The following is a 13,941-nucleotide window of genomic DNA, read 5'->3' as shown; positions in this document are numbered from 1 at the left end:
CAAGAAAACAAGTCGCGAATGATTAGATCCAGTTTGCGATTTTATCGAACAAACGATTTTTATCCGCCGGTTTTACGATGAAGTCAGACATACCCGAAGACCCAATTTTGTCCAACGTGACAGGTGAACTATCCCCTGTATGCGCAATAATAGGTACCGACGCATAGTTTTTATCCGAGCTTCGAATTCGCCTAGACGCTTCTACACCATCCATAATTGGCATTTCGATATCCATCAGAATGAGATCAACATCTTCTTGCTCTAGTGTATCCAGAGCCTGCTGCCCGTCTTCTTTCTGAATCACTTCAAAGCCTTGCTTTTCAAGTAACATTGCCGTGAATTTACGCAAAGATTCATTATCATCCACGACCATAATTGTGCGCTTATTTGAATTATCTAACGTCACCGAGGCCGTTGGTGTTGATACATAGCTTGAATCATATAAGAGACGCTCAATAGTTGGTTTAGTATTCAATAACCAGGCTTGCGTTTCGATCCAAATAGGTTCATATGCAGCCTTACGTGCTCTCTGAGTCGGATGATGCTCAAAAAGATAAACTATGCGTGCTTCAGTGAAAGACAAGAGAGATTCTAATCTATCCAATTGGTTTGCTCTTGGATCTAAGCTCTCAAGATCGATAAAAATCAGATCGAATTCGAACTCGTACTCTTTCTTTTTGAGTACTTGGTTGGCATCTAAAATCGTCGAGTCAAAGCCCATAAAACGGCTAATATCTGTTACTTTAGACACCAAGATATCTTGGCTAGTCACCGTTAGAATGGTTTTGAGTTTAGTCAGATCGTTTTTGATTTCAGTAACGGTATCAGATGTCGTTAGTGGGAAAGTTAACGTAAATTGAGACCACTCCCCTAACTGAGATTGACACTCAATGTTCCCCCCAAATGAACGCATGACTTTTTTACAAAACGGTAGACCCAAACCATAACTTCCTGATTTGCCAGTGGTGTAAAAGTCTTGAAAGATATTGCGTAGAACATCAGGAGCAATGCCAGCACCATTATCGGTTACAACAATTTGATTAAAGCGTTCTGAACTTATCATGGATACATGTATGTGAAAATCTTCAGATTTACGGTGATGGAAGGCATTCTTGAAGAGGTTATACATAACGTATTTAAGTAATGTATCACTACCTAGAAACTCAAACTCACTTCTCGCATCCAGCGATATGGCAAATCGATCAGTGGCACGTTTATAACTGAAGCTTTCAATTGCCCGTTCAACGACCGAGTGAACTGAATATTTTTTGAAGCTAGAACGAGAAACTCGATTTTCATCAATCGAAGTTAGCAATAAATCGATGGTTTCATTACCCGATTGGATAATGTTCATTGCATCCTGACTCACTTCACGTAATAAGGTGACATCCTCTACACTCATGACGTACTGCTCTTTTCCTGCCTCTTTCATGTTGGGCAAGATCGACTGGATAACATCTATTGAAGTGCAAAGCCCACTCAACGGGTTACGCATTTCATGTGCAATCCCTGCCCCGAATGATTTTGCCAGCGAGACTTTCGCTTCATGTTCAACTTGGTTACGAAAATAGAACAAATTACCGAAGACATAAATAAACAGAAAGATTGGCACATGAGTCCAATCCATGGTCAAGTCAAGATGGAACCCTTTTGCAACCCAAGCGAAGAATGTTGCTAAACCTATCCCAGCAAAGGTTTGAGCAAACATGACCCTAGTAACATGAACCAGTAAAATGTGTAAGAAAATTGCAGACATAAACGACATAACCCATACATTGGACCAGTCATTCATCAGTAACATATAAAAAAAGAAAAACGGTAAGCACAGCGTTATCGTCACTTGGTAGTAAATAGGAACATAATCTCTCCAAGTCGATGATAAGCGGTTTCTAAAAATGATGCCGAAAAACAATAACGAGCAAAACAATCTAAGAGGTAAATTTTCATAAGCCTGTGGAAAGGCAAACTCCCAGACAAAGTAGTACAGCGGAAAGCCAAGAAACCCCATCCAGCCAACGAGAGTTAGGTTTGGTTCTGCATATTGATAAACCTTACGTATCGAGTCCATATAATCTGTTTTGCTTACTCCGCCTGACGCACAATAGTGTGATTTTGATTCACTTTTATCGTTTTATTATTAACTAATTATATATTAATCATCATTTATAAGCAGCGCGAAATGACGTAAACAGCTCGCAATACTTATCTTTAGTTTCAATCTTTTAAGACAGCTACACTTGATTTACAACCAAATAAACAAAGTTGCATATAGTTTAGTGCAATTTTGCGATAATCGCTCTGTATCCAATTGGATGTTAATCTCATTTTGTGCAAGAAACTTAAGTCGCGCCTTTGGCACGACTTTCCAACGATTCAAAAACAGTACTCACCGCATATAGCGTGGTGAAGAACAATTGGCTTGGGATGTGTTATGAATTCTGTCCAGATAAAAAATGTCATTTTTGATGTAGGTAATGTATTGGTACGCTGGTCTCCAGTAGAAATCGTTCGCTTAACATTTGGTGGTTCCGTAGAGTCAGAGAAAATGGCTCAGATGCTATTTTCATCACAAATCTGGAAAGATTTAAATAAAGGGACGATCTCCGAAAGGGAAGCAAAACAGCGTTATCAACGTGAACACCAAGTAACGACGGAAGAAATGGGCCGCTTCTTTTATTATGTAAAACACACTCAAATATTACTTTACGGCAGTATAGAGCTGTTAAAACGAGTAAAAAGAGCCGGATATGGCGTATATGCGCTCACAGACAACATCAACGAAATTGTGGAACACCTTCGTACTACTTATGAGTTTTGGCCACTGTTTGATGGAGCAATCATCTCTTCTGAAGTTCAATTACTAAAACCACAAGCGGAGATCTACCAAACTCTACTTTCAAAGTATCAGCTTAACCCCGAAGAGACAGTATTTCTTGATGACATGCCTTACAATGTTGAAGGTGCCCGAGCGGTTGGCATGGCTGCTATTCAGTTTGAAAATGCTCAGCAATGTGAGCTCGAACTAAAAGCTATGGGGGTTAACTTCTAGAAAGCTTTTAATAAAAACATAACTTTAGGGTGTATAAACAAAAAAGAGCAGTGTTGAGACTGCTCTTATCTAGTGTTTCAGAACGCTAGGTTAGGAGTAAATCACGTTTTCCTCAATCCCACTAACTAATGACTGGGCGTTCTTCCAACGGAATACTTTTTCTAACACCTCTTTGCCATCAGGTGCGCGCCAAGTTCGCTCTTGATCCTCTTGTCCACCAATGTGGCGATAGAATTCAATCGCAGAAATGTTTTGCGACACAACTTCTAAATAAAGACCTGTGTCTTTAAAGTACTGCTGTTGCCATTCGGCGACAGCAAGTAATAGCTGCTTACCAATCCCACGACCACGGTAACTGTCATCAACATGCAATGCGTCAATAAAGGTTCCACGCTCGAAATCATGGTTGCCGAACACACAAACAAAGCCAAGTAGCAAACCTCCCTCCTCCGCCAAGACAATGTGCTGATTGAATGGTGGGTTGGTCAAACGGGTTTGCCAAATCAGTAGTTTGTCGTCAATCGCTTCTTTCTCAAGATAGTTATCACTAAGAATGCCACGGTAATGACGCTTCCAGCTATCCGCATGAAGATGCGCAATGCGCTCGTAGTCCTTATATTCCGCTAATCGTAAATCCATTACGTATTCCTATTTTCTTACATTTTTGCTTCTTTATAGAGTCTCGGTATATTCCACCTTTATAACACTTGTTTCTTGGCAGATTTTATACACCTTAAGCCAGAGCTCATTTTTTAATACTACTCATTATTCAATTAAAAGCAAAATATCCCATCAAGTTCCTTAATCTACACCCAAAGGAATAGTCACATTTGTCTAACTTTAATTTGACTTACATGTGTACGCTGATATTCTAGCGAACAGTTGTTAGCTCAAAGTTAGGGATACACCTGTGACTCAAAACAAACCACCTATTATCTGGTTGAATACATTAATATTTTCTGCCAGTTTTGTTCTGACTTTTATTGTAATGCCTTGGTATGCATATCATTTTGGACTAGGTTGGGAACATCTAATTTGGGGAGTGATTGCATTTAGTTTCACTAACCTTTCTATTACAGCAGGCTATCATCGTCTCTGGAGCCACAAAACGTACGAAGCTCATCCTATTTTGCGCGCCATTTTTGCGATTGGAGGAGCATTTTCTTTGCAAAATAGTGCATTACATTGGTCTTCTGATCATCGTGTGCATCACAAACATGTCGACAATAACGATAAAGATCCGTACTCAGCCAAGCGGGGTTTTTGGTATTCTCACATTGGGTGGATGTTACGTGATTACAATAAGTCAAAGGAAAACGAATATACAAACTGCCGTGACCTAAAGCGCGACAAAATCGTCATGTGGCAGCATAAGTATTATGTTCCACTTGCCCTACTGACTAATATTGGTTTCCCAGTCATGCTCGGACTGATCTACGGTGATATCTGGGGGATGTTATTGGTCGTTGGTGCGGCTCGACTCTTTATGAGTCACCATACGACTTTTTTCATTAACTCCCTCGCACATATTTGGGGTAAGCAAACTTTCACAGACAAAAACACTGCTCGCGATAATGGTGTACTCGCCTTTTTCACATTTGGAGAGGGTTACCATAATTTCCATCATATTTTCGAGAATGACTATCGCAATGGCGTGTATTGGTGGCATTACGACCCAACGAAGTGGTTGATAAAGTCATGTTCTTGGCTAGGACTCACATCTAAGTTGCGCACAACGCCTACATTTAGAATTGAAAAAGCCCGTGCGAGTCAACTTTTGAAGAAAGCAAGAGAAAAGCTAGAATCGAAACCGAACACGCAAACAATCCTCGATCAGCTGCAGCACGAGTTTGATACTCTAGTTCATCACATGCAGGAATACTACGAGATGCGCAAAGAAGTACTCGGTGCCAAAACTGCCAGTGTGGTAAAGAAATACGAATGTTCTGTAACGAAAATGAAGTACCAGCAAATTAAAGCAGAGTTCGAACGGCAGCAACGTAGTTGGAACCTTATGGTTCGTCGATACGCATAGTTTATCCTCATTCTTACGATTACTTAGCTTCGCTTCGGCGAAGCTTTTTTGTTGTGAAGAGTGTTTTCCAATAATTGCTTATTGAGTAAAGTCTTTTTCCTATTGTGAATCAATTCACTCATTATTCATTCACTTTCCTAGTCATATTTTCCTTCCTATAAATAGCTTCAAACCAGCACATAACACTTAGAAAACCAAATTCCAACAATACAATCTAACGAAATTATTTATTAAATTATTATTTGTCTCAGATCATGCAAGCCCCATATTTGTCTCGTGCCACAGCTAAGAATTCTGTAAATTCCTTGTCATAAACTGAAACAGTTTCTTTCTTTTTTACATAACATTCGGAGATCCCTATGTTAGAGCTCTTAATTGGCTTAGTGGTTACCATTGCGGTGGGTTACTTTATTGTCAAAGGCTATAAAGCTGCGGGCGTGTTACTGACAGCTGGTATTGCTTTACTTCTTATGACTGGCGTTTTGGGGCACGACGTGCTGCCGTCAAAAATCACCTCAACTGGTAACATGGTGACAGATGCGCTTGAATACGTGAAATACATGCTTCAATACCGCGGTGGCGGTCTTGGTATGCAAATCATGCTGCTTTGTGGTTTTGCGTCATACATGACTCATATCGGCGCGAACAACGTGGTAGTGAAACAGTTCTCTAAACCGCTTTCTGTCATCAAGTCTCCTTACGTCCTTTTGGTAGCGGCTTACATTGTGGCGTGTTTAATGTCTCTTGCGGTAAGTTCTGCAACAGGCCTTGGCGTACTATTAATGGCGACATTATTCCCAATGATGGTCGCGATGGGCATTTCTCGTCCAGCAGCCGTTGCAGTGTGTGCCTCTCCAGCGGCAATCATCCTTTCTCCTACTTCTGGTGATGTTGTTATCGCAGCAGAAAAGTCTGGTTTAGAGCTTGATGTGTTTGCGGTACAAACTGTGTTGCCTGTTTCTATTTGCGCAATCATCGTCATGGCAGCGGCAGCGTTCTTCTGGAACAAATACTTAGATAAGAAAGAAAATACACCAATGGAAAAAATTGATGTATCAGAGATCAAAGCTGACGCACCAGCGTTTTATGCAGCTCTTCCTTTCCTACCTATCATCGGCGTTTTCCTATTCAACGGTCGTACCATTCCAGGACTTAGTCTAGACATCTACACTATTGTGGTTGGTTCGATTTTCCTTGGAGCTCTGATCCATTATGTTGTAAATAAGTTCGATGGTAAGAAATCACTAGAAGATTTAGATTCTTGTTACGCAGGCATGGCTGACGCGTTCAAAGGCGTTGTGATGCTTTTGGTTGCCGCAGGGGTTTTTGCACAAGGTCTGATGTCTATCGGAGCTATCGATAACCTACTTCATCTAGCAGATAATGCTGGTGCAGGCGGCGTTGCTTTAATGCTTATTCTAACTGCATTGACAGTTGCAGCAGCAATTGCAACGGGTTCGGGTAACGCGCCTTTTTATGCGTTCGTGGAGTTAGCACCATCTTTGGCTGCGAAAATGGGATTAAACCCTGCTTTCCTAATTATCCCGATGCTTCAAGCATCAAACCTAGGCCGTACTATCTCACCAGTATCTGGCGTAATCGTTGCGACATCAGGTATGGCAAACATCAGCCCGTTTGAGGTTGTAAAACGCACATCCGTTCCAGTTCTAGCAGGCCTTATCACGGTGATTATTGGTACTATGGTGCTTGTTCCAATGAGTGCCTAACGGTATTGCCACGATCAAACTAAAAGCAATATCCGAACAAAATTACGTTTAATTAAAAACGCCAGCAAATGTGCTGGCGTTTTTTTTATTCTAATGTGTTGATTTACGCTGACTTAAATCGGTCAGGAATCTTAGTGATGCTCTCTCTGTAGCTAAACCATAAGTAGGTAACGGCAAGCGAAAAGAATAAATATGAAAGTGCGAATACGATTGGAGACGTGATTAATTCCGCGGACATTCCCCACATCACACCGACTACGGTTATCGTCAACTTAGAAAGCATACCGCAAATGAGTAGGAATAAAGCAAGCTGTGGAAAGCGCGAGCTGCGAAATGCGAAGAAATAACAGCTACCTACCGCTAAAGAAGCAATAGATAAGCCCAACATAAATGAATGGATGTGGTCTGCTGATGCGATACCAGCGGATACCGAAGCCATGAGTAATAGGAACAGTTTCATAAGTCACCTCACAACAAATCTAAAAAGCATCCCTTCATAAATGAAAACTCATTTTTCACTATATTCTGCGCCTAAAATCAGCAATTACAAGTTACTTTTTTGCTCACTTAATGAACATAAAAGCTAATCAGCTTCAATTATTACAAAAGGTTAACAATTAAAAATTAAGAAACCCTTTGCATCTGATACTTACGACAGTTAGATGATAAATCCGCCATTTTTGTTACAGATGGTTAACATGGAAACATTTTGAAATTTTTTATTTGAAATGTGAACTGTGCACTCAACAGCGTAAAACCTCTCTGTCTTGACTCATCATTCGTTATTAGCGAACAAAAAATATCACTTTTTTACAACGTTCTTACTACATACAAAACCATGAATTCACATCCACTTTTAATGTTGCAAATTATTTTATCAGTAACCGTAAAAAGAGATTCCAATCACATATTTATTGGTTATAATCCGCGCTCATTGCGTTAAACGTTGAAAAACGCAAACTAATTTTGAGAAAAAACATCTTTAAACCAACCTTCTTTGCGGCATTGCCAATAAGAGGAAAAACTGAGAATAAAAATGAGCAAGATTGATAAAGCTATGCGCATCCTGTTAGCAGGGTTCTGTATCAACCTTTGTCTTGGCATCCTGTATGCTTGGAGTGTATTCAACAAGGCACTGGTAACTGAATCAGGCTGGAGTGCTGCAGAAGCTTCTGCACCTTACGCAACTGCAACCATCACTTTCTCTATCTGTCTTCTTATTGCAGGTATTCTTCAAGACCGCATGGGCCCTCGAATGATCCTTATCCTAGGTACTGTTCTTACAGGTCTGGGCATGATCGCGTCAGGCTTTGTTGACACTCCACTCATGCTGAACATTACCTTCGGTGTGATCACAGGTGCAGGTATCGGTTTTGGTTACGCATGCCTATCACCTTCTGCGATGAAGTGGTTCCACGCTTCGAAGAAAGGTATGGTTAACGGCATTATTGCGGCAGGTTTTGGTCTAGCGGCTATTTACCTTGCGCCAGTAACTTCTGCGCTAATAGACAGCATGGGCATTCAAACTAGCTTTATGGTTCTTGGTGTTGGTATCCTAGCGATTGCGGTTCCTCTTGCAGCAACCATCAACAACCCACCAGCAGACTACACACCTGCGGAGCCTAAAGTAAAAGAAGGCCAAGCACCTAAAGCGGTGAAAAAGTCAGATGACTTAACTTGGAAAGCAATGTTGAAAACGCCACAGTTCTACTCTCTATGGATCATGTACGCGTTTGCAGCTTCTGTTGGTCTAATGATCATCGGTAACATCACGACAATCGCAAGCGTTCAAGCAAACTTGCCAAACGCGGTTTACCTAGCGTCTATTCTTGCTGTATTTAACTCTGGCGGTCGTGTTGCCGCGGGTATGCTTGCAGATAAAATCGGCGGTGTTCGTACGCTTCTACTTGCGTTCGTTCTACAAGGCGTAAACATGGTGCTGTTCGCGACGTTCGACTCTGAGTTTACACTGATCATCGGTACAGCAATCGCAGCGGTAGGTTACGGTACACTTCTAGCGGTATTCCCTACTCTAACGGCTGAGTTCTACGGTCTGAAAAACTACGGCACTAACTACGGCGTGCTTTACACAGCATGGGGTATCGGTGGTGCAATCGGCGCAGCGGTTGTTGGTTTCTCGATGACAAATGGCGACGGCTACACCTTGGCTTACACAATTTCTTCAGCAATGATGGCAGTATGTATCGTACTTGCGTTCATCACTAAGCCATTGTCTGAAGCGAAAGTAGCACAGCTAAAAAACGCATAATTGCGAATTGATTTGATAGCAAAAAGGCTTAACCTATGGGTTAAGCCTTTTTTGTTATCGGTCGTTTATGGAAAGCCCTATCGAACTTGCACCAGACTACTATCTAGAGAACTTCTTTAAGCTGACTCATCACGCAGTAACTTGGTACAGCAATTTACTGACCAAGGAAGAACACGCATGGCTTTGCTCGTTTGATTCTTTGAGCAAACACGCCCAGTGCCTTTTGGTACGTTTATACAGCCGAAAGGGATGTTGGTTTCGAAGTGATAAGCTGAGTTATCCAGAAATACCTTCTATCAATGAAGCACTGGCAGAATTGAGTCAACATGAGTTTGTAGCCCTTTCCCCACCCCTTTCTCATCAAGGGTTAGCGGCTAATTTACTGACCAAGCCAGAAATCTCCACGCTTTATCCCGAACTGCCGAAATCACTCAAGAAAGACGCCCTTGTCGAACGTTTGAGTAATGCGGAATTTGATCGTATAGAGCGGCTTGAGTTTACGATCGTCAAACTCAATTCTGCTCATATGATTGACGTGTTACTCACTCTGTTTTTTGCCAACACCCATCAAGACTTAAGTCAGTTTGTGCTTGATGACTTAGGTTTGCATCAGTTCGAGCAATATCAATTGAGTAAAGTGCGCCGTTTCTTTGATTCACGTGAGCAAATAGACCGCTTAATTGAACTGAGCCAGTTGGCCAACCTGTACTGGCAATTTGACCGAAAAGACAAAGCCAATCTCGACTTATTAATTGAGGCAATGCCTCAGCCCGTTAAACACCGTTACGTAGATCGTAAACGCGAGCACATGTTGAATGACATAGCACGTGATTACGAACGGCTTAATGATCTAGAGACCGCCCTATATCTATTTGGCCAAACTCAACTCACACCGAGCCGAGAACGACGCGCACGTATCTATGACAAATTAAACCATGATGATTTATTTTGTGACATTGTCACAGACATGCTTAACTCACCGATCGATGTGTCTGAGCTCGAAGTTGCACAAAAACTTGAGCAACGGTTAAAACGAAAACAAGGCGAGAAAGTGCCAAGAGTGACGAAGCCAACCTGTACGGAATACCGCCTTGAACTGGATTTATCTCAACAGAGAGTCGAACTCGCCAGCAAAGCGTATTTTGAGTCCTTAGGCTGGAATGTATTTTACGCCGAAAATGCACTGCTTAATGCATTACTTGGTCTCACTTTTTGGGATGCGATTTTTGCTCCTATTGAAGGGGCATTCATTAACGCTTATCAACACCGTCCTTTAGATTTATATCACTCGGATTTTGTTACCAAACGCCAAGCTTTGATAGATGCGACGTTTGATATGTTGGAAACGGGCAATACTTATACGTTGTTAACTAGATACGATGAGAAGTTTGGTATCAGCAATCCATTTGTGCATTGGAGCTTAATAAGTAAAGAGCTACTCGAAATGGCACTCGATACAATCCCAACTAACATGTTGATGGCGCTATTTAAAATACAATTGAGTGACCTAAAGCTTTACCGCAATGGGATGCCTGATCTGATTGCTTTTAAAGGAAACGAGTTCGAATGGATTGAAGTAAAAGGGCCAGGCGATAAACTCCAGGATAACCAATGGCGTTGGATCAAAGAGTTTACTCGCCTTAATGTCTCGTTTGCGGTGTGTTACGTCGCAGCAACTTAACTTACTCTATATAAAGAGCTTGGTGTTTGTTCACTCAAACCGCCCCTCGGTTATCGCCCCTTGCTCTTTTTTCTAAACATTTTTTCGTTTCTTCACGATCGCTTCACGCTTCTTCACACAAAATGCGCTTCTACTCACTAAGTTGATTTGAAGAGGCAAAATAAAATGAACAAAACACTTCTTGCGTTACTTGTTACCTGCTCAGTTTCGGTATCTGCGGCTCCTTATGTAGGTCTGGAATATGGACTAGGCACCACTGACCATGACTTGGAACCTCACTTTTCAGCTGAAAATGTAACACTTAACCCAGAACTTGAGGATGGTATTTTCTCAGGATTTATCGGTTACTCGTTTAATGACAATTGGGCAATTGAGCTAGGTTACAGCCAGTTTGACCTTGATGACGGCCGTTCTAAGGACCTTGGTATCAAGACAATTGATGGCAAAGATTACAATCATGAAATGGATTGGGATTCCTCTATCACAGCCAAACAAGTCTCGCTAGCATCAGTGTTTAGCTATGCATTAAGTGACAAATGGACAACAAAATTCAAAGCGGGTTTAACTTACACACAATACGACGCCAAGGTTGCTCAACATCAAGAATATGAGCTTGTCGTGAATGACGATGTGGAAATAAGCAACACGCTTTTCCATAGCTCAGAGAAAAACAACGAGTTAGGCGCAATGTTCTCTGTGGGCGCGGAATACCAAGTGTTGCCAAAGCTCACCATTGGCGCAAACGCAAAATACCAACTAGACAGCTACGCAAACACTGCATCCTTTAATGTAGGCACAACTTATTACTTCTAATATCAGGAGAGGATAATGAAAAGAGTATTGTTAACATCCATGCTTGCCCTACTTTCAAGCTCGGTTTTCGCCGCGTTTAATGGTCCAGAAGTCAGTGCAATCAATACGGTGAAAGAGGCGCGCAACGCAACCGACGACAGCGCTGTAGTGCTAACCGGGCATATTGTTCAATAATTTGGTAACGAGACTTACTTGTTCAAAGACAACACTGGTGAGATCGAAGTAGAGATCGACAACGAAGATTGGATGGGTCAAGAAGTGACACCAAAAGATACCGTAATGATTCGAGGAGAGGTTGATTCAGATTGGACAACTACGCAAATAGACGTTGAGACCATTCAAAAACGTTAAGAAGTTGACTAATACCTCAACACAAATAACACAGCCACATTTTAGTGGCTGTGTTACGCAATAATCATGGAAAACGCTCGTTTAGCTAGTCAAGCAAGGGCAATCTTGCGGTACGACTAATCGTATACTCTTAGGCTGAACATCAAATCTAATGGTTCTCGAATGATAAGGTTCTCCATCTAAATTAAGAGGCAATGGATTCGGAAAATCTATCTCCAACCAGCTTGCTTTAGTGTACTTCACAAACTCTCCTTTCTCACTCGGGTTATTGATCTCGTCGATTACTTTAGGCAGCTCATGAGGTAAAAATGGGCGCACCAATGTTAGATCCATCATCCCATCATTAATCATCGCTTTTGGAGCTAACTCTTGCCCACCTCCAGCAAGGCGCCCATTACAAAACGCACCGAGCAACATTTCTCCCTGATACGCGCCACCTTCAATCTTTATTGTTCCGTCATATGGTTTAAAGCCAAGTGCTTTTATAACACCAGTTAACGTGTAAGCTCCGCCGCCAAGAAAGTTTTTGAGTTCAACAGGCGTTTCTGCTGTAACTTCTGCACCAAACCCTGCTGTTGCCACGTTAATAAAGCAGCGATCGTTCGCTTTGACGCAATCGACCAAAGCGGACTGCCCCTCAACAGCAAGAGATAAAGACGCCTTAATGGAATTAGGTACTTGAATAGCGGTAGCAAAGTCATTGGCGGTACCAAGGGGAATAATGGCTAACTCAGGGCGTTTTTCTTTGTCAATTTGAATAATCGCAGAAGCCGCCTCATTGACGGTCCCATCGCCACCAGCGACAACAATACGTTCAATGCCTTCATCAACCGCTTCTTTAACTAGCCGCGGCATGTCTTGAGATTCCCACGTCACACGCACCTGTACGTCGATGCCTTTTTCTCTCATTTTCATGATTGCATCTCTTAACTCTGAATTCCCAGCTTTTTTTCCGTTAAGGATGGCACGTATTGTCTTTTTCATTGCACTTCCTATTGGTTGATGACTTTTCCTGCTTGCTTAATCTGTGAACGCAACCACTGATGGGCGCTGTCGTTTGTGCGACTAGGATGCCAGATTGTGCAAAGCTCATACATTTGTTCATCAAATGGCATTGATAAAGATTTAACATGATAGGTGTTATTGAACAAGTTGATCATCGACTCTGGCATTAAACCAATGTATTCACTACCACAAATAATTGGGAGCATTTCTAGTACGCCTGAGGCTCGATACTTAATCTTTCTCTTATCCAAGTCGACAATGTCATCGGCGTTTAACAAGCTCTTACGACTCTGCCACTGCGAAACCACTACGTGTTCTTCTTCAAAAAATTGTTCAGCCGTAATCTCGTCATTCAGGCGTGGATGCGCTTCGCTACATACCACCACCAAACGCTCCGTAAGTACAGTTTCCAGTTTTAGCACCGTTCTTGCTCTTGGTGTGATATCAATGATCAAATCGTATCGTTGTAACCGCAGATCACTTTCAAAATCTTCCGTAAAAAGCGGATGTACTTCTAATGCAACATTTGGCGCCGACACACGGATTTGTTTCATGACTTGAGGTAGCAACTCAAAACTTGCAACGGACACACAGGCAATAGAAAACACTCTATTCGACACTTTAGGGTCAAACTCACTAGAGGCCGATAATGTCGAAGTGAAATTTTGTACTGAAGCTAGAAGAGCAGGATAAATATCCATCGCAAACGAGGTAGGCTCGACACCTTTAACGCAACGATGAAACAATGGATCATCGTAGATATCACGTAGCCTTGCTAGCGCTTTACTCACCGCAGGCTGGGTGATGTTTAAACGCGCCGCCGCCCGAGACAAGTTACGCTCTTCATAGATGGCAGTGAAAATGGGAATAAGATTAAGGTCGGTCGGTTTCATGCTATTAAATTTTTCAAAAGTCACTTTCTCTATTTTAATCTAACAGCATGATCCTTCACGTAGCCAAGTGCAATAAATGGGCGGTATCGCTTGTTTTAATGAGTTTTAACTCAATTTT

Annotated in this window: 11 protein-coding genes and 1 pseudogene; 7 read left to right on the top strand and 5 right to left on the bottom strand. The window is 41.8% G+C overall.

Going from position 1 to position 13,941, the window contains the following annotated elements:
* Window positions 1–22: 22 nt before the first annotated feature.
* On the bottom strand, window positions 23–2,068 hold the full coding sequence (locus tag R8N46_RS06740; RefSeq protein WP_025767846.1) for a response regulator: 2,046 nt from the start codon (window positions 2,066–2,068) through the stop codon (window positions 23–25).
* Window positions 2,069–2,431: 363 nt separating this feature from the next.
* On the opposite strand from R8N46_RS06740, the gene R8N46_RS06735 reads away from it, so the two are divergent.
* Window positions 2,432–3,049: an HAD family hydrolase gene (locus R8N46_RS06735; protein WP_025767847.1), complete on the top strand. Its 618-nt coding sequence runs from the start codon at window positions 2,432–2,434 to the stop codon at window positions 3,047–3,049.
* A gap of 90 nt (window positions 3,050–3,139) precedes the next feature.
* On the opposite strand, the gene R8N46_RS06730 is transcribed toward R8N46_RS06735, so the two are convergent.
* On the bottom strand, window positions 3,140–3,688 hold the full coding sequence (locus R8N46_RS06730; RefSeq protein ID WP_005376525.1) for a GNAT family N-acetyltransferase: 549 nt from the start codon (window positions 3,686–3,688) through the stop codon (window positions 3,140–3,142).
* A gap of 271 nt (window positions 3,689–3,959) precedes the next feature.
* Between R8N46_RS06730 and R8N46_RS06725 the strand changes: the two genes are divergently transcribed.
* On the top strand, window positions 3,960–5,084 hold the full coding sequence (locus tag R8N46_RS06725; protein ID WP_115386608.1) for an acyl-CoA desaturase: 1,125 nt from the start codon (window positions 3,960–3,962) through the stop codon (window positions 5,082–5,084).
* A 359-nt stretch (window positions 5,085–5,443) separates the two neighbouring features.
* On the top strand, window positions 5,444–6,811 hold the full coding sequence (gene dcuC, locus R8N46_RS06720) for an anaerobic C4-dicarboxylate transporter DcuC (RefSeq protein ID WP_005376528.1): 1,368 nt from the start codon (window positions 5,444–5,446) through the stop codon (window positions 6,809–6,811).
* A 103-nt stretch (window positions 6,812–6,914) separates the two neighbouring features.
* On the opposite strand, the gene R8N46_RS06715 is transcribed toward dcuC, so the two are convergent.
* Window positions 6,915–7,271: a hypothetical protein gene (locus tag R8N46_RS06715; RefSeq protein WP_005376535.1), complete on the bottom strand. Its 357-nt coding sequence runs from the start codon at window positions 7,269–7,271 to the stop codon at window positions 6,915–6,917.
* Between the two features lie 576 nt (window positions 7,272–7,847).
* On the opposite strand from R8N46_RS06715, the gene R8N46_RS06710 reads away from it, so the two are divergent.
* From R8N46_RS06710 to R8N46_RS06695, 4 genes and pseudogenes are all read left to right on the top strand, one after another.
* Window positions 7,848–9,080: an OFA family MFS transporter gene (locus R8N46_RS06710; protein ID WP_017635352.1), complete on the top strand. Its 1,233-nt coding sequence runs from the start codon at window positions 7,848–7,850 to the stop codon at window positions 9,078–9,080.
* Between the two features lie 67 nt (window positions 9,081–9,147).
* Window positions 9,148–10,761, top strand: a complete 1,614-nt coding sequence (locus tag R8N46_RS06705) for a VRR-NUC domain-containing protein (protein WP_318098287.1) — start codon at window positions 9,148–9,150, stop codon at window positions 10,759–10,761.
* A gap of 165 nt (window positions 10,762–10,926) precedes the next feature.
* Window positions 10,927–11,574: an AcfA family outer membrane beta-barrel protein gene (locus R8N46_RS06700; protein WP_213972212.1), complete on the top strand. Its 648-nt coding sequence runs from the start codon at window positions 10,927–10,929 to the stop codon at window positions 11,572–11,574.
* A gap of 15 nt (window positions 11,575–11,589) precedes the next feature.
* A pseudogene (locus R8N46_RS06695) lies at window positions 11,590–11,925 on the top strand (YgiW/YdeI family stress tolerance OB fold protein).
* Window positions 11,926–12,006: 81 nt separating this feature from the next.
* Here the strand turns inward: R8N46_RS06695 and yegS are convergent.
* On the bottom strand, window positions 12,007–12,909 hold the full coding sequence (gene yegS / locus R8N46_RS06690) for a lipid kinase YegS (protein WP_115386606.1): 903 nt from the start codon (window positions 12,907–12,909) through the stop codon (window positions 12,007–12,009).
* 8 nt (window positions 12,910–12,917) lie between these two features.
* Window positions 12,918–13,823 (bottom strand): LysR family transcriptional regulator, encoded by a 906-nt coding sequence (locus tag R8N46_RS06685; protein WP_005376541.1) that lies wholly within the window; start codon window positions 13,821–13,823, stop codon window positions 12,918–12,920.
* Window positions 13,824–13,941 lie beyond the last annotated feature (118 nt).

The organism is Vibrio sp. 1874 (assembly GCF_033344395.1).
Taxonomy (GTDB): domain Bacteria; phylum Pseudomonadota; class Gammaproteobacteria; order Enterobacterales; family Vibrionaceae; genus Vibrio; species Vibrio alginolyticus.
This window is presented reverse-complemented; position numbering and strand designations above follow the sequence as displayed.

Excerpts from the sequence above, each read along its gene's own strand:
- R8N46_RS06730 (WP_005376525.1), bottom strand. The coding sequence starts at position 3,688 with ATGGATTTACGATTAGCGGAATATAAGGACTACGAGCGCATTGCGCAT.
- R8N46_RS06685 (WP_005376541.1), bottom strand. The coding sequence starts at position 13,823 with ATGAAACCGACCGACCTTAATCTTATTCCCATTTTCACTGCCATCTAT.
- R8N46_RS06735 (WP_025767847.1), top strand. The coding sequence starts at position 2,432 with ATGAATTCTGTCCAGATAAAAAATGTCATTTTTGATGTAGGTAATGTA.
- R8N46_RS06740 (WP_025767846.1), bottom strand. The coding sequence starts at position 2,068 with ATGGACTCGATACGTAAGGTTTATCAATATGCAGAACCAAACCTAACT.
- R8N46_RS06700 (WP_213972212.1), top strand. The coding sequence starts at position 10,927 with ATGAACAAAACACTTCTTGCGTTACTTGTTACCTGCTCAGTTTCGGTA.
- yegS (WP_115386606.1), bottom strand. The coding sequence starts at position 12,909 with ATGAAAAAGACAATACGTGCCATCCTTAACGGAAAAAAAGCTGGGAAT.
- R8N46_RS06715 (WP_005376535.1), bottom strand. The coding sequence starts at position 7,271 with ATGAAACTGTTCCTATTACTCATGGCTTCGGTATCCGCTGGTATCGCA.
- R8N46_RS06705 (WP_318098287.1), top strand. The coding sequence starts at position 9,148 with ATGGAAAGCCCTATCGAACTTGCACCAGACTACTATCTAGAGAACTTC.
- dcuC (WP_005376528.1), top strand. The coding sequence starts at position 5,444 with ATGTTAGAGCTCTTAATTGGCTTAGTGGTTACCATTGCGGTGGGTTAC.
- R8N46_RS06710 (WP_017635352.1), top strand. The coding sequence starts at position 7,848 with ATGAGCAAGATTGATAAAGCTATGCGCATCCTGTTAGCAGGGTTCTGT.